Origin of the sequence: Burkholderia sp. TSV86 (assembly GCF_001522865.1) — a bacterium.
Classification (GTDB): domain Bacteria; phylum Pseudomonadota; class Gammaproteobacteria; order Burkholderiales; family Burkholderiaceae; genus Burkholderia.
The window spans coordinates 29813-48285 of sequence record NZ_LOWB01000033.1 but is presented as its reverse complement, the minus strand read 5'-3'; the positions used below and the strand labels follow the sequence as shown (position 1 = coordinate 48285).

Sequence of the window (18473 nt, the reverse complement as noted above, 5' to 3'; positions counted from 1 at the left end):
GAAAACAACATGAAGTCGCTGTACGCCGCCCTCTTCGTCCTGTCGCTTTGCACCGCTGCAATGGCATCCCAGGGGCAAGCCGCCGCCGGTACGAACCCTCAATCGGCAAGCCGCACCGAATCCATCCGGCAAAACGGCCGAGCGCCCGCTCATCAGAGCCGCAGTAACTCGGGCGAGTGTGTGGGCCCTGTCAGCTTCTGCAACATCTATTTCGGCAGTTGAACACCGTGTTCGCCGCAAGCGAATGCAAACGGAAAGCGCGCGGGACGCTTTCCGCTCGATGACTTCAAGCTGTCAAATAATTTTGTGAGACTGCGCGCTCGATCGACCGTCCGCGCACTGCTTCAACCAGCGGCGGGACTCCATGCCTATCCATTGCACGCAATCATCCCGATGAAACGCCACCTCACCCGCCTCGTCGGACCGATTCTGCTATGCGCCGCATTCGCCGGCTGCAATTCGGATAACGCCAACGACAATCCGCCGCCGAGCACTGCGTCGAATGCCGCACTCCATGCCCCCGACACGCCCGCGTCGACACCCGCTCCGGTTCCTGCTCCAGCTACACCAACCTATTATCAAACGAAAACGCCATATCGTCCGCTTCAGGATATTTCGGCATACGAAGCGCCGCCCGACGGTTATACGCCGGTCTCCACACAAATGGTTGCGCGCCACGGTTCGCGGGGACTGTCAGGGTTCAAATACGACGGCGCGATCTACGACATGCTGCAAAAAGCCGAGGCAGACGGTGCATTGACTGCACTCGGCCAGCAGCTCAAAGCCGATACGTTCACGTTGATCAAGGCGAACGCGCTGCTCGGCTACGGCGTAGCAGGCATCTCGGCTCCCGGCTACGGAAATTTGACGCAAGCGAGCATCAGCAACTCGCCTCGCGCCTGCTGCAACGGATGCCGGCGCTGTTCGACGCTGTCGCGAACGCATCCGGCACCTCACGACGCAAGATCGTCGTCATCAATTCCGGTCAAGACCGCGCGGTCGATAGTTCGACCTATTTCTCGAATGCACTCGTATTCGCACGGCCCGCGCTCGCCTCGTCGATCGTGCGGCCCGCCGCGCCGGCAGGCTATCCACAGGGCGCACCAATCGCGCAGCCGGAGGCCGTCAATCGCTTTCTGCTGTACTTTCATGCGCTAAAGCCCGCGACCGATCTCGTGACATCAGCCACCGACCCATACTACGCGACATATCGCGACAGCCTCGCCTACCAGGCCTATGTAAACGATCCCGTCGTCGCGGCAAAGCTCGATGCGATCACGCAAGCGCCGCAAACCGCACAGGTCGCACAAACCATCCTCGCCGCGCTGATGAAACCCGATTTCGTCGCGAAACTCGGTACGGCGGGCTATACGTTCTCGAATCGAGGCACGTATACGTTCACGTCGGCGGACGGCAAATTCAGCAATACGCTCAACGGCGACGGCAAGACAAAGATCAAATCCGCCGCCGACGCAGCAAACGTGCTGTACAACCTATTGCAAATCGCGCCCGCGATGAAGGCCGAAACAGGCGGCGTGACGATGGAGCGCTATATCGCCGCGCCACAGGCTGAATACCTCGCCTATCTTCAAGATGCAGAGGATTTCTACACGAAAGGCCCAGGCTTGGCCGAAGCCAATCCGATAACCTATCGGATGGCTCAACGGCTGGCCTATGACTTCTTCAATGAAATCGATGCTGTCGCGCGAGGTGACTTGACGAATGCGGCAAAGCTGCGTTTCACGCATGCCGAGGTCATCATTCCGTTCGCATCGATTCTGAAGCTGAAAGATGTGTTCGTTCCCGTGCCGCAAGCGCAAACCTACACGTATGCAAACAATCCGTGGCGCGGCGAAACGGTGTCGCCGATGGCGGCGAACCTGCAATGGGACGTGTATCGCAACGATTCACGGCTTATCGTGAAGATGCTGTACAACGAGCGAGAAACTGATTTTCAACCCGCGTGCGATGGCGCACGAATCGCGGCCGGCAGTCATTTTTATGACTACGCCGGCCTGAAACGCTGCCACGGTTACAACTGAGCGTCGCGAGCGGGCCGCCAACCAGTCTGCCGCAATGCATCCGTCAACCGGGCCGCGCCCAGCGCCTCGACGCGGCATCCGCGCGCCGCAAGATCGGATGCGGCGACAAGCGCGTTGACGATCGCTTCCTCCACAGCCTCCGCCGCCGCCTCGAACAGCGAGGAAATATGCGAATCGGCAACCATCCGCACGTCGAACGTCGCAGCAGCGGCGCGTCCGTAGCTCGCAATCGGCAGCCCGCTGTTGCCCGTGGCGAACGCAACGAAGATATCGCCGCTCGAATTGTCGGTGCCCCCGCCGACTCGCGCGAGCCCTATGCTGGCGCGCTGCGCAAGCCGCCGGCATTGATGCGGCAGCAGCGGCGCGTCCGTCGCAAGCGTCACAACGATCGAACCCATCCCCGGCTCGCCCGCACCCGGCGCGCGAAACGGCGAATGCACGTCGCGCAGCACCTCGCCGACCGGATAACCGGCAACGCGCAGCGCCTCACGCTGTCCGTAGTTCGCCTGCACGAGCGCGCCGATGGTCCAGCCGCCTGCCGTCGCGTCGACGACACGCGACGCGGTGCCGATGCCGCCCTTGAACTCGTGGCAAATCATTCCGGCCCCGCCGCCGACGCTGCCTTCGCCGACCGGCCCGGTACACGCAAAGGCGCGTGCATGCGCGACATGCTCACCCCGCACATGCTGCCCCCAGATGTCGTTCAGGAGTCCGTCGAACGTCTCCAGTACAACCGGCATGCACCAATAAACATGCTCGCGATCACGCTCGCCGCCCTCGGCACGCTCGGCCGCAATCAACGCGTCGCGCACGACGCCGACGCTGTGCGTGTTGGTATACGCAATCGGCGTGGTCAACACCCCCGCCTCGCGTATCCATTCGAGCCCCGTCGCATCGCCGTTGCCGTTCAGCACGTGCACGCCGGCGAAGCACGGTTCGTCGCGCGCGCGGCCCATGCGCGGTTCGATCACCGTCACGCCGGTATGCACCGATGCATCGCCTGCATCGACGTGAAGCGTATGATGGCCGACCCGCACTCCCGCCACGTCGGTGATCGCGTTGAAGCGCCCTGGCCGGCCGCGGCCGATTCGGATGCCCAGATCCCGTGTGCGCATGTCGCTAGTCCTCCTGATGAATGGATGCGTGATTCAAAGCTGCCGGAACGGGGCACTGCGGCGTACCCAGAGCGCGTAAGTCACGAACGCGACGGCGGCAATTCCCGCAATGATGTACAGATCCGCCGGCCTGGCCGCGGCAGCGAGTGTCGTATAAAGCGTATAACCCGCGCCGGCGATTGCAACGATCGGCGGCAAAGGCCACCACGGCATCCGGTAATGATGCTCGACATCGCGCCGCAGCACGCGGCTCGCGAGCGCGGCAATACCGACCGCGAAATAGACGAGCAGCAGTAAATCAACGGTAAAAGCGGTCAGTTCGTCCAGGCTCGACACGAACACGAGCAGCATCGACGGCGCAGCCAGCGCCAGTGTCGCGCCCCACGGCGATTCAAAGCGCGAATGAATGCGCGTGAAGACGACATTGCATGCGGGTGACCACATTGCATGCCGGCCACTGCTATACAGCAAGCGGCCGGTCATGATCACGATCGCGATGATCGCATTGAACACCGATAGGAAAATGCCCGCGCTCACGACACGCGATACGGCGGAACTGCTCAATGAGCGTATGACATAGCCGATCGGGTCCGCGCTTTTCGCGAGTTCGACGAACGATGGCGTGCCAATCACGATCGCGCTCAGCGGTACCAGCTCCACGGCAAGCACCACCGCGAGCGAGAAGATCACGGCTTTCGCGACATTGCGATTGCCGCAGTCCAGATCCTCGGCGAGAAAGACAGCCGTGCCGAAGCCGTTGTAGCAGAAGATTGCCGTTCCGACCGCCGGCATGATCGCGGCGAGTGCCACGGGCACGAGCGCATCGCCATTCACGACGACCGGATTGACGAACGCAAGCGCGGATCGGTGCGGCGCCGAGAAACCGAGATACGCGATCAGCACGAGCACGAGTACCTCGATCACGAGGAACGCCCCGGTGATCCACGCATTGGTACGAATATTCAGGATACCTAGCGCATAACTCGCGAACACGATCGCGAGCGCCACCGCCTGATTGCCGATATGCGTGCCAAGCGCCGCATTCAGATAGGGCGCAGCGCCGCTCGCGAGCACCGCCGGAATGAATGCGTTGACGGCGAGTACCGCGGCAAACGTCAGGTAGCCTGGCAACCCGCCGAACACGCGCTTCACCATCACGTACTCGCCGCCCGCGCTGCGATGCGCCGCGCCCAATTCCGCGTAGCAAAGTGCAAATGCAAGCGCGAGCAAGCCCCCGAATGCGAAAGACATCACAGCACCGCTGCCCGATTGCCGAATCGCGAACGGCGCGATCACGAAGATGGAGCTTGCCGGCGTCACGCCCGACACGGTGATCATCACGACGTCACGCACGCTGAGCGAGCGCACAAGCGCATTGGCCGCTCGCGCGTCGCACGGCGCACCAGACGCCATGCTCGAAGGCTCCGATATCATCGCCACCTTGCTCTCCTTTGCCGCCGGTTTTTTGAACGCCCATACTCTGGCTATGCATGGCGCACAGTCTAGGAAGACAATTTGCACGTGCCAATTCCCCTTTGGAGGTACGCCAATCCGGGGCGTTTATGGATCGATTGTTCAGCGAAGTTGCGATGCATCAGGCGTTCGGACGTGCACTCGAGCACCTCGGCGAGCCGCGCTTCTGGCGCTTGCTGATCCTGTTTCTCAACGAGATGGTGCCGTTCGACAATGCGCTCGCGACCGTAATCGGCGCCGACGGCATGCCTGCCGTGCTCGATGAATATGACACCGGCGGCGCGGGCCAGCCGTCGCCCGTGCCGCTCTATCTGGACGGGTTGTACCTGCTCGATCCATTCCTGCAGGCCGCACAGGACGGTCTCGCGGACGGTTGTTACCGGCTCGAGGAAGTCGCGCCGGACCGGTTCAGGCAGAGCGAATATTTTCTGAGCTATTTCCGCGATGCAGTGGGCGAAGACGAATTGCAGATCATCGTGCGTACACGGCCTGACGAGACGCTGTCGCTATCGCTCGGCGCACGCTGCCGTTTCGACTCCGATGCGCTCGGCCGTCTGTGCGCATGTTCGCCGTGGTTGATCGCGACACTGCGCCAGCAGCGCAGACTGCAGAACGACAGTGCGCACGGCCGCACCGACGGCGACCTCACGGCGCGCGTCGAGCGTGCATTGACGCGCTTCGGTGCTGAGCGGCTGTCCGAGCGTGAGATGGCGATCGCGCGGCTCGTGCTGCGCGGCAACTCGTCGAAGGCGATAGCCGAGCGGCTCTCGATTTCGCCCGAAACCGTCAAGGTACATCGCCGGCATCTGTATTCGAAACTCGGCATTGCATCGCAGCCCGAACTATTTTCGCTGTTCCTGCACGCGCTAGGACAAAATGACGCACGCTGACGATCCGTGCAGCGTGCGAGCATGCAACCACGTCCTGCATACGTAGCCACCACTGCCGCCTGGTCAAACGCCCGTAGGCGCTATGTGACGAACTTGCCGCGCAAGCGGCGCCGTAACCGCCCGCACAAGGAGAAGATCATGAAAATCCCCCACGCCCTCTGGGCGCTCGCACTCGGGTTCGCGCCGTTTGCCGCCCTCGCCGGCGCCCCCGCGATGGACAACGGCGGCACACTCGTTGCCGCCAACGGCATGACACTCTATACCTTCGACAAGGACGCGCCGAACTCGGGCAAGAGCACGTGCAACGGCTCCTGCGCGACGAACTGGCCGCCGTACAAGGCAAGCGCAAGCGATCAGCCGGCAGGCGCCTATACCATCATCAAGCGCGACGATGGTTCAATGCAATGGGCATACGCGGGCAAGCCGCTTTATTTTTTTGCCAAGGATAGCGTCAAGGGAGACAAGAAGGGGGACCGCTTCAAGGAAGTTTGGCACGTAGTCAGGCCATCGTCCTAAAAGGTGGTTCGCCCGCAACGGCGTCGCAGGCGGGCGGACAAACGCGAAGGCAGTGAGCGGTGCGCAACATTCCCGAACGATCGGATAAACGATTACCGGCGTTCGCTGCCCACCCGCTGAGGCTTTATTGAGGCGGCAAATATTTCAGCGGATCGACAGGCGCACCATTGCGGCGGATCTCGAAATGCAGCATCACGCGATTCGCGTCGCTGCTGCCCATCTCGGCGATCGTCTGCCCTTTTTCGACCTTGTCGCCCTCCTTGACCTTCAGCACGCGATTGTGCGCATAGGCACTCAGATATGTATCGTCATGCTTGACGATCACGAAATTGCCATAGCCGCGCAAGCTGCTGCCCGCATACGCGACAACGCCACCCGCGGCCGCTTTCACGGGCTCGCCCGCCATGCCGCCAATGTTGACGCCGTTCGTATTGCCGGCTGGCTTGAGGATCGGACCGCGCACCGGCCATGCGAAGGCCGGCGTTGACGCATCCGGCAATGTGGACCGCTGAGGAGACGATTGCGCGGACTGCGTCGCGTCCACCGGCAGTTTGCCCTGATAGCCTGCAGCAGGCGCCGAATTCGGCGGCGTCGCACAGGCGGCAAGCATTGCAACAGCAACCACGCCGGCCGCACGCGATGCAAACGTGAACGATTTTCGAACGCAGCGATGGGTAGGTTTGGACAACGAGATCATCGGTATCAACATCTCCTCGTAAACGATGCCAGTGCGCCGCGCCAACGAACATCCGTCGACGCGAAGCTGGAGAGTAATACCACGCGACACCGAATCAATGCATATCGCTTTCAAAAAATTACATCGGCCATTCCACCCGGAACGGCCTATCGGCTCGACGGGAAGCTGAACACCGCGCCCTCGCGCACACCGGCCGATGGCCAGCGTTGCGTGATCGTCTTGCGTTTCGTATAGAACCGCACGGCGTCCGGACCATAGGCGTGCAAATCGCCAAACAGCGAGCGCTTCCATCCGCCGAACGAATGATACGCAACCGGTACGGGCAGCGGCACGTTGATGCCGACCATGCCGACCTGGATGTTGTCGCTGAAGAAACGCGCAGCCTCACCGTCGCGCGTGAAAAGACAGGTGCCGTTACCGTACTCGTGAGCATCGACGAGCGCCATTGCTTCGGCCAGCGAAGCAACGCGCACGACGCCGAGTACCGGCCCGAAAATCTCGTGCTGATAGATCGGCATTCCCGGCTTCACGTGATCGAACAGGCACGGGCCGAGATAATAGCCGCCTTCGTGGCCGTCGATCTTCACGCCGCGCCCGTCGACGACAAGCGTTGCGCCAGCGGCCACACCCTCGTCGACGAAGCCGGCCACCTTGTCGAAGTGCTGCTTCGTGACGAGCGGCCCCATATCGACGCCCTCGCCCGCACCTGGCCCCACCTTCATCTTCGCAACCTCGGCCTTCAAACCTTCGACGACCTGATTCGCTGTATCATCGCCAATCGCGACAACGAGCGGAATCGCCATGCAACGCTCACCGCACGAGCCATATGCCGCCCCCATCAACGCATTCACCGCGTTGCCGATATCGGCATCGGGCATCACGACCGCGAAATTCTTCGCACCGCCAAGCGCCTGCACGCGCTTGCCGTGCGCGCAGCCAATCGTGTAAATGGATTCGGCGATCGGCGTCGAACCGACGAAGCTCACAGCCTTGACACGCGAATCGGCAAGAATGACGTCGACCGCCTCCTTATCGCCGTTCACCACGTTCAGCACGCCGGGCGGCAACCCGGCGTCAAGCGCAAGCTCGGCCATCCGCAGCGTGGACGACGGTGTGCGCTCCGACGGCTTCAGCACGAACGTGTTACCGCAGGCAACGGCCATCGGCCACATCCATAGCGGCACCATCACCGGGAAATTGAACGGCGTAATGCCCGCGACGACACCAAGTGCCTGAAACTCGCTCCACGAATCGATCGCCGGCCCGACGTTCTTGCTGTGCTCTCCTTTCAGCAGCTCGGGCGCATAGCTCGCATACTCGACGTTCTCTATACCACGCTGCAACTCGCCCATTGCATCGGCGAGTACCTTGCCGTGCTCGGCCGTGATCAGTGCGCACAACTCGTTTGCATGCTCTTCAAGCAGCGTCTTGTAACGGCTCATCACGCGCGCGCGCTTCAGCGGCGGCGTATTGCGCCACGCGGGATACGCCGCCTGCGCGGCCGCGATCGCGGCCTCGACGGTCGGCTTGTCGGCGAGCGTCACGCTCTTCGCCGATACGCCCGTCGCCGGATCGAACACCGGCTGGACACGGTCGCCGCCGCCGACGCGCTTGCCGTCGATCAGGTGGCCGAGGGTGGAGGTCACGTTGCTATCGTGTTTCATCGCGAAGGTTCCTGCGATCTTGGGTTCGAATGGGTCGGAAAAAAGCGGCGGCACGACACGCGGCTCATTGCAGGCCAGGTGTGCGTCGTTCGCCGCAACGGGCACAAACTCCGTATGCGATCACGGGTGGACGGTCGACCGCCCGCAGGCTGGTCGATTGGCCCTGGCCGAGCAGCCTGCGGCTATTGGCAAACGCCAGCGGCAAATCCGCGAGCGCTGGACCATCAAGACGGCGGGCGCCGCACTCGCCGATCGCGCGGTGCGGCCGCCAGCCGGCCGCACTCAATCAGTCGCGAGCAGCGCGTCGTTCAACGCGCTAACCAAATCGTCGATCTCGCGCTTGTCTGCGACAAACGGCGGCGCGAGCTGGATCGTGTCGCCGCCATAGCGCACGTAGAAACCTTTTTGCCAACAGCGCATCGCGATCTCGAAGGGGCGGCGCGCGGGCTCGCCTGGCACGTGCGCGATCGTGAGCCCGGCCGCCAGCCCGCAATTGCGGATGTCCGTGACATGCCTCACGCCCTTCAGGCCGTGCACGGCAGCTTCGAAGTGCGGCGCGAGCGCGCGCACGCGGCCGATCGCATCCTCCTTCTCGAGCAAATCGAGTGCGGCGACGCCTGCCGCGCACGCGACCGGATGTGCCGAATACGTATAGCCGTGGGGGAATTCGACCATGTAGTCAGGGCCGCCTGCCGCCATGAACGTATCGTGGATATCGCGTTTCGCGATCACCGCACCGAGCGGCTGCGCGCCGTTCGTCACCTGCTTCGCGACGTTCATGATGTCCGGTACCACGCCGAACGCATCGGCACCCGTCATCGCACCGGTACGGCCGAAGCCGGTGATGACTTCATCGAAGATCAGCAGGATGTCGTGCGCGGTGCAGATCTCGCGCAGCCGTTGCAGATAGCCCTGTGGCGGCACGATCACGCCTGCCGAGCCGGAAAACGGCTCGACGATCACCGCCGCGATGTTCGACGCATCGTGCAGCGCGATCAGATCGAGCAGACGATCGGCCAGCTCCGCGCCGCGCGCAGGCTGCCCGCGCGAAAACGCGTTCTCCGGCAATTGCGTATGCGGCAGGAAATCGGCGTCGATGCCTTGACCGAACAGCTTGCGGTTTGGTCCGATCCCGCCGACCGAGATGCCGCCGAAGTTCACGCCGTGATAGCCCTTCTCGCGGCCGATCAGACGCGTCTTGGTGCCCTTGCCTTTCGCGCGCCAGTACGCGCGCGCCATTTTCAGCGACGTGTCGGCCGCCTCCGAACCGGAGCCGGTGAAAAACACGTGATCGAGCCCGGCTGGCGTCAGCGCCTTGATCCGGTTGGCAAGCTCGAACGACTGCGGATGGCCGAACTGGAATGCAGGCGAATAGTCGAGCTGCGCGATCTGCCGGCTCACCGCGTCGGCAATCTCCTTGCGGCCATGGCCGAGGCCACAGCACCAGAGGCCGGACAGGCCATCGAAGATCCGGCGGCCATCGGCGTCGATATAGTACGCGCCTTCACCCGCGACGATGATCCGCGGGTCCTGCTTGAACTGGCGATTGCCGGTAAACGGCATCCAATGCGCGTCGAGCCACTCGGCATCGGTGCGCGGCGGCGTGTCGAGGGTCTTGGGATCAGTCGGGGCGTTCATGGCGGTCTGCGCAGCGCGCGGCGGTTGAGAAAGATATTGCGCATTGTCGAGTCGACAAATAGTCTTTTAAATATCGCAATATCAATGTTTACTTGAGCATTCATGCAAGCAAAAAAACCGAAGAGCCGTGCGCTGCTCGGCCAGCTCACCGATATGGATCTGCGCTTGTTGCGCGTGTTCAGGAGTGTTGTCCAATGCGGCGGGATGGCGGCGGCCGAGCTGGAGTTGAACATCGGCATTTCGACGATCAGCCGGCACGTGAAGGATCTCGAAACGCGCGTCGGGCTCGTGCTGTGCCGGCGCGGGCGTGCGGGTTTCACATTGACGCCGGAGGGCCAGACCGTCTACGAGGAAACGCTGCGGCTGCTCGCGTCGGTCGAGGCGTTCAAAAGCCGGATCGACGGCATCCACGATCGGATGGGCGGCGAGCTGCACGTCGCGATATTCGACAAGACCGCGACGAATCCGCTGTCGCGGCTGCCTGACGCGATCGGCCGCTTTCACGATCAGGCGCCCGGCGTTGCACTGAATCTGCATGTCGCATCGATCAACGAGGTCGAGCGCGGGGTCATCGATGGCAGTTATCAAATCGGCATCATTCCCGCGCATCGCAGCTCGGGCAGCCTGGTCTACACGGATCTGTTCAACGAACGGATGCTGCTCTATTGCGGCACGGGCCACCCGCTGTTCGACGCGCCGCACGGCAAGCTGACCTGGCGCCAAGTGCGCAACTACGCGTTTGCCGGGCTTGGCTACCATTCGCCGAACATGGATGTCAGCCATCGGGCAAAACTCACGCGCAGCGCGACGGCGTCCGACCAGGAGTCGATCGCGACGCTGATTTTATCCGGCCGCTATCTCGGCTTTCTGCCGGATCATTACGCGGAGAGCTTCGAGGCGAAGGGACGGATGCGGCCTGTCGCGCCGCAGCGGTTTCGTTACGCATGCCGGTTCGTGAGCTTGTTACGGCGCTCACCGCAGCCATCGAGGGCAGCGCTGCTGTTTCAGGCGTGTTTGGAAGCAGCGCACGCGGCAATGCCAGGCAGCGCGGCAAACCGGGCGCATTGACGGCACCAATAACGGCCCCCGCTTAGGTCGTTCCTACTTGAGCCGAATCGCATCATTCTGATCCGATTGAGGCAGGAATGATCTTTTTATGCGTTGCAATTCCGGGGCAATTATTGCGGGGGGACATACACGCACCGCGCCATGCGCGCTCGCCGTCAAACGCTTATCTGGCGTCCGTCATCGGCCCGGTAGACATCCAGCCACGCCGGATGTCTACCGGGCGAAGTTCCTCGGCCACCTTCGACGGCAGGCAAGAAGAGACCTTGCATATGAACGTCGGACACCCGTAATTTCAATGGAATCGACAAGAGAATTTCATGAACTGGCGGTGCCCGTCAGCACAGATGAGCGCGCGCAGCAGCGCGAAAACATAAAAACGCCAACGCCAATGCACCGAAGCGCAAGCGCCAAAACGTAGCATCAAGCCACCTCGCGCTGCGTTTCCTCGACGATTACGCCGCCTCTGGCGGATGTGCTTCCAGCCATGCGACGATCTGCTGCTCGGCTTGCAGCGGCGTCACGGTTTCGCCGGTCGCGAGCACTTCATATTTGTAAGGATCGGCACCGTCAAGGTTGTCGGCCTCCGGTTGTGCAATCGTCCAGCGCCAGTCGATACGATCGGCGATTGGCGACGGCGCGCCTTCGATGCTGCAACGGCATCCGTCGATTTCCGCGACAAAACCGGTGGCGGTCGGCTCAAAACTTGCAAACACGGCAACTCCCGTCGATATGTCATAGCAGGCCGCGGCGCGGCCGGTCCGCGAGTATCGCACGATCGCAGCGGCGGCTAGCGCACCGCGCGGCGATGCCTGCCGCCGGGTTACAGATTGTCACGGCTCGTTGCATTAATGCACGATTCTCTACGCCGCGGGCGTCAACCAATCGACTGCAACGAGAGTTATTGACGGTACTGGCGCACTGAATCGCGTCAGGGCTGCGCCCGCTTCGGAAAGCGCGCACGCACGTATCACGCAAGTGAATGTGCGCCAATCCCATACAGTCAGGAGTCGAAATGAAAAAGACCGCAATCCTCTCGGCGCTCGCCGCCGGCTTGTGCATCTCGATCAGCAGCTTCGCGCAAGTCCCCGCGAATGCGCCCGCCGGCACGACCGGTCTCTGCAAGGACGGCTCGTACTACTCCGGCGCATCGAAAAAAGGCGCGTGCGCGGGCCATAAGGGTGTGAAGACCTGGTACGGCGCATCGGCGGAAACGGCCGCGAGCGGCACGTCCGCCTCGACGGCGCCGGCCGCTGCCGCATCGGCTCCGGCATCGGACACGAGCGCCGCGACGAAGAGCACGGCAAAGAGCACGGCGGCCGCGGGCGCACCCGGCCAAGTGTGGGTCAACACCGGCACCAAGGTCTACCACTGCCAGGGCGACAAGTACTACGGCAAGACCAAGCAAGGCTCGTACATGTCGGAAGCAGATGCGAAGGCGAAGGGCTACCACGCATCGCACGGCAAGGCCTGCTCGTAACGCGGCCACGCCGGCGCGGTTTACGTTGTGAGGCGCGCCGGCCGCCGCTGCGCCCGAGCGGCATATCGCAGGCATCGCGGTATCGCATGCCGGCTTTGGCCGTTTTATCGAATCACGCGATGAATTCCGCTTGCGCGATCGATGCGCCCGCGAACAAATTTTCATCTTGCCGCGCGCACGGCTGTCGATAGCCAAGCGAATCAAGCGCGACGCGCATCAACGTATCGCGCTCGACGCACGGTCAGCGCCTGCACGCCACGCCGCGTAATCGGCGCGCGTCCAACTGAGTTCGATGCCGATGCGCTGCGTGCCCGGTCTGATCTTCGGTTTGTGCAACGCGAGAATCAATGCGTCGAGCGCGGGCCAAGCATCGAACGAGAGCGCCGCGATTTCGACCGCGAGCGTCTCGAGCAGCCGCGTATGCGGCTTGTGCGCGAGAAATGACGTGATCCGCGCGCAATACGCGTCGTAATCGATCCAGCCGTCGTTTTCCGCCTCGGACGGCTCGCATCGGTAAGCGAGCCGCGCATCGATCACGACGGGCTGCGGCGCTGCATGCTCATGCGCATAGATACCGATGCGCGCCGCTACGCTCAGCCCGTCGACGAATACGCTCCAGCCTCGGCTGTTCTGCATCATCGGCCCGCATGCCGCAAACGGCGATTCGACCGGTTTCATCCGATCAACGGCTCGGCCGCGTCGAGCATGATGCGGCAGAAATAATCGGCAAAGCTGCGGCGCACCACGATCTCGAATGTCGCGTCGCCGGTCGGGACGAGCACGATCGACGCCTTGAAGTAGTGGCTCTGCGCGCATTGCCCTACGCCGAACACGCGCGGATGCAGATCGAGCGGACAACCGCGTGCGAGCACGTCGCGCACACGCTCGCCGCTCGCTTCGACCACCGTGTAGCCGCTGCCGACGTCCACCGCCGCCGCATAGATGCCGTTGAGCGCCGGCGCAAGCTTCGCTTCGAGCTGGCCGAGGGCGACCGGTCCGTTCGAGCGCACCAGCCACTCGTCGGGGCCGAGCCATAGCACGTCGTATTCGGCGGCGCGGGCGACCGTGTTCGGCTTAACGGGCGGCAGGCAACCCACTGTTTGCTCGAATGCGCGAACGAAAGCCGCATCATCCGGCTCGCCTCGCACGTTCACGAGATCGAGAAACGCACGCTCGCGAAACTGGAATTTCTTCGACTCGCGCGCCTGAAACGTCTTCAATACATCACCGGCGCCCACGAGTGGCGATTCGAGCGCTATGCCGCCCGGCGCCTGCGCGCGCGCCGGTGCTTCGTTTCTTGTCTCATTCCACATGCTGGCGCACCCCTTGCGTGTCATAGAAAACCGGGCTTGCGATCGTTGCGCTCGCGCGCCTGCCACTTGCATCCGAGATCGCCACCTTGTCGCCGATTCGATCCAACCCGCCCTTGATCACGGCAAGCGCGATCGAGCGCTTCAGAATCGGACTGTAATAGCTCGACGTCACGTGGCCGAGCATCGCGCAGGTGCCGTCCGCGCGCGCCGCCGCGTCGGCCTCCGTGATCTGGCCGCCTTCCGGCAGCACGTGCTGCGGATCGTCGCTCAGCAGTCCAACGAATTGCTTGCGGTCCGCCTTCGCGGTATCGGCGCGCGTCAGCGAACGCCGGCCAAGGAAATCCTTCGATTTCGCGACGAGCCCGCCCATGCCGAGATCATGCGGCGTGACCGAACCGTCGGTATCCTGCCCGACGATGATGTAGCCCTTCTCCGCGCGCAAAACATGCATCGTCTCGGTGCCGTATGGCGTGATGTCGAATTCGGCGCCGGCGGCCATCAGCGCCTCCCACACCACGCGCCCGGCATTCGCCGGCACGTTGATCTCATACGCAAGCTCGCCCGAAAAGCTGATGCGCATCACCCGCGCGCGCACGCCGGCGACGGTGCCTTCGCGAAAACTCATGAACGGGAACGCGTCGTTCGCGAAATCGATGTCTTCGCATACCTTGCGCACGACCTGCCGGCTCTTCGGGCCGACGACCGCGAACGTCGCCCAATGGTCGGTCACCGACGCGAGCCGGACCTTCATATCGGGCCATTCGGTCTGCAGCCAGCGCTCGAGCCACGTGAGCACGCGCGCCGCGCCGCCCGTCGTCGTCGTCATCATGAAATGCTGTTCGCCAAGACGCACGGTCACACCGTCGTCGAACACCATGCCGTTCTCGTCGAGCATCAGCCCATAACGGCATTTGCCGATTTCGAGCTTGTTCCACGGATTCGTATAGACCCAGTTCAGCAGCTTCACCGCATCCGGGCCCTGAATATCGATCTTGCCGAGCGTCGACGCATCGAGCATGCCCACACCGTTGCGCACCGCGAGACACTCGCGCGCCACCGCCGCATGCAGATCCTCACCAGGTTTCGGGTAGTACCACGGCCGCTTCCAATTACCGACGTCCTCGAACAGCGCGCCGTGCCCGGCGTGCCATTCATGCATGCAGGTCTTGCGGACCGGATCGAGCAAATCGCCGAGTTCGCGCCCCGCGAACGCACCGAACGACACCGGCGTGTAGTTCGGACGGAACGTCGTCGTGCCAGTCTCGGCGATCGTCTTGCCGAGCGCGTGCGCGAGAATCGCCATTCCGTTGATATTGCCTAGCTTGCCCTGATCCGTGCCGAAGCCCATCGCCGTATAGCGCTTCACATGCTCGACCGATTCGAAGCCCTCGCGCGCGGCGAGCAAAATGTCGGCCGCGCCGACGTCGTTCTGGAAGTCGACGAACTGCTTCGGGCCGCGCACCGCAGCGTCGATGCCGCTCGCGAGCCATACCGGCAATATCGCGTCGTCGACCGTTTCGACGACATGCGGCACCGCGGGACGTTCGGCATCGACAAAGCCCGCCGCCCTTGCCGCATCGACGCCGGCGTCGAGCGCGAGCCGCAACGCGCGCGACAGCTCGAATTCGCCTGCCGCCGCACCGACGCTCGTCTCCGCCTGCACCGGCTTGCCCGGCACGAAGCACGCCTTGTCGTCGTTCCAATGCGCTTTGCCGCCCGATTGCGCGAACAGATGCAGCACCGGGCTGAAGCCGCCCGACATCGCGACGAGATCGCACATGAGCGTCGCAAGCCTGGCGCCCATTTTGCCGTTCGTATACGACGCGACGTCAACCGATGCGACGCGCAGCTTACCTTGCGCCGCCATCACGACCGCGCCGCTCATCACGGTCACGCCATTGCGCTTGGCGACAGCCGCCAGCTCGCCGCGCGTGGACGCGCGCGCATCGACGACCGTCACCTGCGCGCCGCACGCTTTCAAATCAAGCGCGCATTGATAGCCGCGATCATTGTTGGTCGCGACTACCGCGACACGTCCCGGCAGCACGCCGTAGCGGTGAATATATGTCGACACCGCCGAGGCGGTCATCACGCCGGGCAAATCGTTGTTGCCGAACACGAGGGGCCGTTCGTGCGCGCCTGTGGCCAAAATCACGCGCTTGGCACGGATTTTCCACAGCAGCTCGCGCGTACCCTTACGCACCGATACCGGCAGATGATCGGTCAGCCGTTGCGCCACGGTGACCAGATTATGATCCTGATACCCGAACGCGGTGCTGCGCGTGAGAATCGTCACGTCCGGCTGCTTCGCGAGTTCGGCTTCGGTCTTCTCGACCCACTGAAGCGCCGGCTTACCGTCGATCTGCGCACGGCCCGAAAGGAGGCTGCCGCCGAGTTCGCGCTGATCGTCAACGACGATCACGCGCGCACCGCTGGCTGCCGCCGCTTGCGCGGCCGCCAAACCAGCTGGACCGCCGCCCACGACGAGCACGTCGCAATATGCATAACGCTTATCGTAGCGGTCCGCGTCGCGCACATCGGGTGCGCGGCCGAGGCCCGCCGCATCGCGAATTTTTTCTTCATACTTCGGCCACCACTTACGCGGCCACATGAACGTCTTGTAATAGAAACCCGCCGGCAAAAAGCGTGAAAACTTCTGCATCACGGCCATCCGGTCATGTTCGAGCGACGGCCGTGCATTCACGCTCGTCGCAACCAACCCTTGATACAGATCGACTTCGGTCGCGCGCGCGTTCGGCACCGTGTAGGCACCGCTCTCGAGCTGCACGAGCGCGTTCGGCTCGTCGACGCCCGCCGTCACGATCCCGCGCGGCCGGTGGTATTTGAAGCTGCGCGCGACGAAATGCACGCCGTTGGCAAGCAATGCCGAGGCTAGCGTGTCACCCTGATAACCTTGATAAGTGCGGCCGTTGAACGTGAACGTGAGCGGCTGCGCGCGATTGATGCGCCCACCCATGCCGAGTCGGTCTTTCTGGCTCATTTGCGCGCTTCCTCCGTTGCGCTCGAGGCCGGCCTGTCGATTGGCTTGTCGAACGTTTCGTATCCCTGAAATGTATAGCTGACGGTGTCGCGCTGCGCGATGAACCAGCGCCGGCAGCCGTGCGTGTGCAACCATTGTTCGCGATGCGTGCCGCGAGGATTCTTGCGCATGAATAGGTAATCGCCCCATTCGCGATCCGACAGTTCGTCGGTATCGAGCGGACGCGCGATGTCAGCCTCACCGCCGCACGTGAATTCGGATTCGGCGCGCGGGCCGCACCACGGACATTCGATCAATAACATTCAGTTCTCCTCGGGGCGTGCGATGCTCAGTGCGCAACGGCGGCCGCGCCGTGCTCGTCGATCAGGTGGCCGGTGTAGAAACGCTCAAGCGTAAACGGCGCGTTCAACGGGTGCGGCTCGTCACGCGCGATCGTATGAGCGAACACCCAGCCCGAGCCCGGCGTGGCCTTGAAGCCGCCGGTGCCCCAGCCGCAGTTGAAGTACAGCCCCTTCACGTCGGTCTTGCTGATGATCGGACATGCATCCGGCGACACGTCGACGATGCCGCCCCACTGCCGGTTCATCCGCACACGCGAAAATACCGGGAACATCTCGACGATCGCCTGCAGCGTGCCTTCGATAATCTGGAAGCTGCCGCGCTGGCCAAAGCCCGTGTACTGGTCGATCCCCGCGCCTATCACCAAATCGCCCTTATCGGACTGGCTGATATACGCGTGCACCGCGTTCGACATCACGACCGTATTGACGACCGGCTTGATCGGCTCCGACACGAGCGCCTGCAACGGATGGCTTTCGAGCGGCAGGCGCACGCCGGCCATGTCGGCGAGCGTCGTTGTATTGCCGGCCGCGACCACCGCGACCTTTTTCGCCTTGATAAAGCCCTTCACGGTATCGACACCCGTGACCGCCCCGCCTTGGCGGCGAATGCCCGTCACCTGACAGTTCTGAATGATGTCGACGCCCGCGCGATCGGCCCCGCGCGCGAAGCCCCATGCAAGCGCGTCATGCCGCGCGACGCCGCCGCGCCGCTGGATCGACGCGCCGAGCACCGGATAGCGGCTGTTCAGATTGATCGTCGGCTCAATCGCCTTGATCTGCTCGGGCGTCAGGAACTCCGCATCGACGCCGTTGAGCCGGTTCGCATTCACGCGGCGCTGCGTGTCGCGCACGTCCTGCAGCGTGTGCGCGAGATTCATCACGCCGCGCTGACTGAACATCACGTTGTAGTTCAGATCCTGCGCGAGCCCTTCCCACAGCTTCATCGCCTTTTCGTACAGCGCAGCCGATTCGTCCCACAGATAATTCGAGCGGACGATCGTCGTGTTGCGCGCGGTATTGCCACCGCCGATCCAGCCCTTCTCGAGCACCGCGACGTTGGTCACGCCGTGCTCCTTGGCGAGGTAATATGCGGTCGCGAGCCCGTGCCCGCCGCCGCCGACGATCACGACGTCGTATTCGCGCCTGGGTTCGGGGCTCTGCCATTGGCGCTCCCAGTTCTCGTGGTACGACAGGCCGTTGCGAAACAGGCTGAATATCGAGTAGCGGCTCATATGGAT

Annotated in this window: 16 protein-coding genes and 1 pseudogene; 6 read left to right on the top strand and 11 right to left on the bottom strand. The window is 63.1% G+C overall.

The annotated features are described in order from the left end of the window. The first annotated feature begins 9 nt into the window (after positions 1 to 9). A complete protein-coding gene (locus WS68_RS25740) occupies positions 10 to 222 on the top strand; it encodes a hypothetical protein (RefSeq protein ID WP_082709824.1) in 213 nt (70 codons plus the stop codon). A 171-nt stretch (positions 223 to 393) separates the two neighbouring features. After that, positions 394 to 2042, top strand: a pseudogene (locus tag WS68_RS05685) (histidine-type phosphatase). On the opposite strand, the gene WS68_RS05680 reads toward WS68_RS05685, so the two are convergent. Then, positions 2033 to 3157, bottom strand: a complete 1125-nt coding sequence (locus tag WS68_RS05680) for a DmpA family aminopeptidase (protein ID WP_059569866.1) — start codon at positions 3155 to 3157, stop codon at positions 2033 to 2035. The pseudogene WS68_RS05685 and the gene WS68_RS05680 sit on opposite strands and share 10 nt — an antisense overlap. Before the next feature lie 33 nt (positions 3158 to 3190). Next, a complete protein-coding gene (locus WS68_RS05675) occupies positions 3191 to 4597 on the bottom strand; it encodes an APC family permease (protein WP_059569865.1) in 1407 nt (468 codons plus the stop codon). A 122-nt stretch (positions 4598 to 4719) separates the two neighbouring features. On the opposite strand from WS68_RS05675, the gene WS68_RS05670 reads away from it, so the two are divergent. Both WS68_RS05670 and WS68_RS05665 read left to right on the top strand, forming a co-directional pair. After that, positions 4720 to 5520, top strand: coding sequence for a helix-turn-helix transcriptional regulator (locus tag WS68_RS05670; RefSeq protein WP_059569864.1), 801 nt, complete (start codon positions 4720 to 4722; stop codon positions 5518 to 5520). Between the two features lie 138 nt (positions 5521 to 5658). Continuing rightward, positions 5659 to 6036, top strand: a complete 378-nt coding sequence (locus WS68_RS05665; protein WP_059569930.1) for a COG4315 family predicted lipoprotein — start codon at positions 5659 to 5661, stop codon at positions 6034 to 6036. Between the two features lie 124 nt (positions 6037 to 6160). On the opposite strand, the gene WS68_RS29530 is transcribed toward WS68_RS05665, so the two are convergent. From WS68_RS29530 to WS68_RS05650, 3 genes are all read right to left on the bottom strand, one after another. Next, positions 6161 to 6733 (bottom strand): murein hydrolase activator EnvC family protein, encoded by a 573-nt coding sequence (locus WS68_RS29530; protein WP_059569929.1) that lies wholly within the window; start codon positions 6731 to 6733, stop codon positions 6161 to 6163. Between the two features lie 146 nt (positions 6734 to 6879). After that, positions 6880 to 8397 (bottom strand): CoA-acylating methylmalonate-semialdehyde dehydrogenase, encoded by a 1518-nt coding sequence (locus WS68_RS05655; RefSeq protein WP_059569928.1) that lies wholly within the window; start codon positions 8395 to 8397, stop codon positions 6880 to 6882. Between the two features lie 282 nt (positions 8398 to 8679). Continuing rightward, positions 8680 to 10035 carry an aspartate aminotransferase family protein gene (locus WS68_RS05650; RefSeq protein WP_059569863.1) on the bottom strand — a complete coding sequence of 452 codons (1356 nt, stop codon included), beginning with the start codon at positions 10033 to 10035 and terminating at the stop codon, positions 8680 to 8682. Between the two features lie 102 nt (positions 10036 to 10137). Here WS68_RS05650 and WS68_RS05645 point away from each other — a divergent pair, with 102 nt between their 5' ends. Continuing rightward, positions 10138 to 11103, top strand: coding sequence for a LysR family transcriptional regulator (locus tag WS68_RS05645; RefSeq protein WP_059569862.1), 966 nt, complete (start codon positions 10138 to 10140; stop codon positions 11101 to 11103). Positions 11104 to 11555: 452 nt separating this feature from the next. On the opposite strand, the gene WS68_RS05640 is transcribed toward WS68_RS05645, so the two are convergent. Then, positions 11556 to 11816: a hypothetical protein gene (locus WS68_RS05640; RefSeq protein ID WP_059520220.1), complete on the bottom strand. Its 261-nt coding sequence runs from the start codon at positions 11814 to 11816 to the stop codon at positions 11556 to 11558. A gap of 299 nt (positions 11817 to 12115) precedes the next feature. Between WS68_RS05640 and WS68_RS05635 the strand changes: the two genes are divergently transcribed. Beyond that, entirely contained in the window at positions 12116 to 12580 is a 465-nt protein-coding gene (locus WS68_RS05635; RefSeq protein ID WP_059569861.1) for a DUF3761 domain-containing protein, read from the top strand. 216 nt (positions 12581 to 12796) lie between these two features. Here the strand turns inward: WS68_RS05635 and WS68_RS05630 are convergent, their stop codons facing one another. Genes WS68_RS05630 through WS68_RS05610 form a run of 5 tightly spaced genes read right to left on the bottom strand, consistent with a single transcriptional unit; the run spans position 12797 to position 18467 of the window. Continuing rightward, positions 12797 to 13258: a dihydroneopterin aldolase gene (locus WS68_RS05630; RefSeq protein WP_059569860.1), complete on the bottom strand. Its 462-nt coding sequence runs from the start codon at positions 13256 to 13258 to the stop codon at positions 12797 to 12799. Next, positions 13255 to 13893: a sarcosine oxidase subunit gamma gene (locus tag WS68_RS05625; RefSeq protein ID WP_059569859.1), complete on the bottom strand. Its 639-nt coding sequence runs from the start codon at positions 13891 to 13893 to the stop codon at positions 13255 to 13257. Before WS68_RS05625 ends, WS68_RS05630 begins: the two co-directional genes overlap by 4 nt. Then, a complete protein-coding gene (locus tag WS68_RS05620; RefSeq protein ID WP_059569858.1) occupies positions 13883 to 16894 on the bottom strand; it encodes a sarcosine oxidase subunit alpha family protein in 3012 nt (1003 codons plus the stop codon). Before WS68_RS05620 ends, WS68_RS05625 begins: the two co-directional genes overlap by 11 nt. Next, entirely contained in the window at positions 16891 to 17196 is a 306-nt protein-coding gene (locus WS68_RS05615; protein ID WP_059569857.1) for a sarcosine oxidase subunit delta, read from the bottom strand. The genes WS68_RS05620 and WS68_RS05615 overlap by 4 nt, the downstream gene beginning before the upstream one ends. Positions 17197 to 17222: 26 nt before the next feature. Further along, entirely contained in the window at positions 17223 to 18467 is a 1245-nt protein-coding gene (locus WS68_RS05610) for a sarcosine oxidase subunit beta family protein (protein ID WP_059569856.1), read from the bottom strand. Between the last annotated feature and the right edge of the window lie 6 nt (positions 18468 to 18473).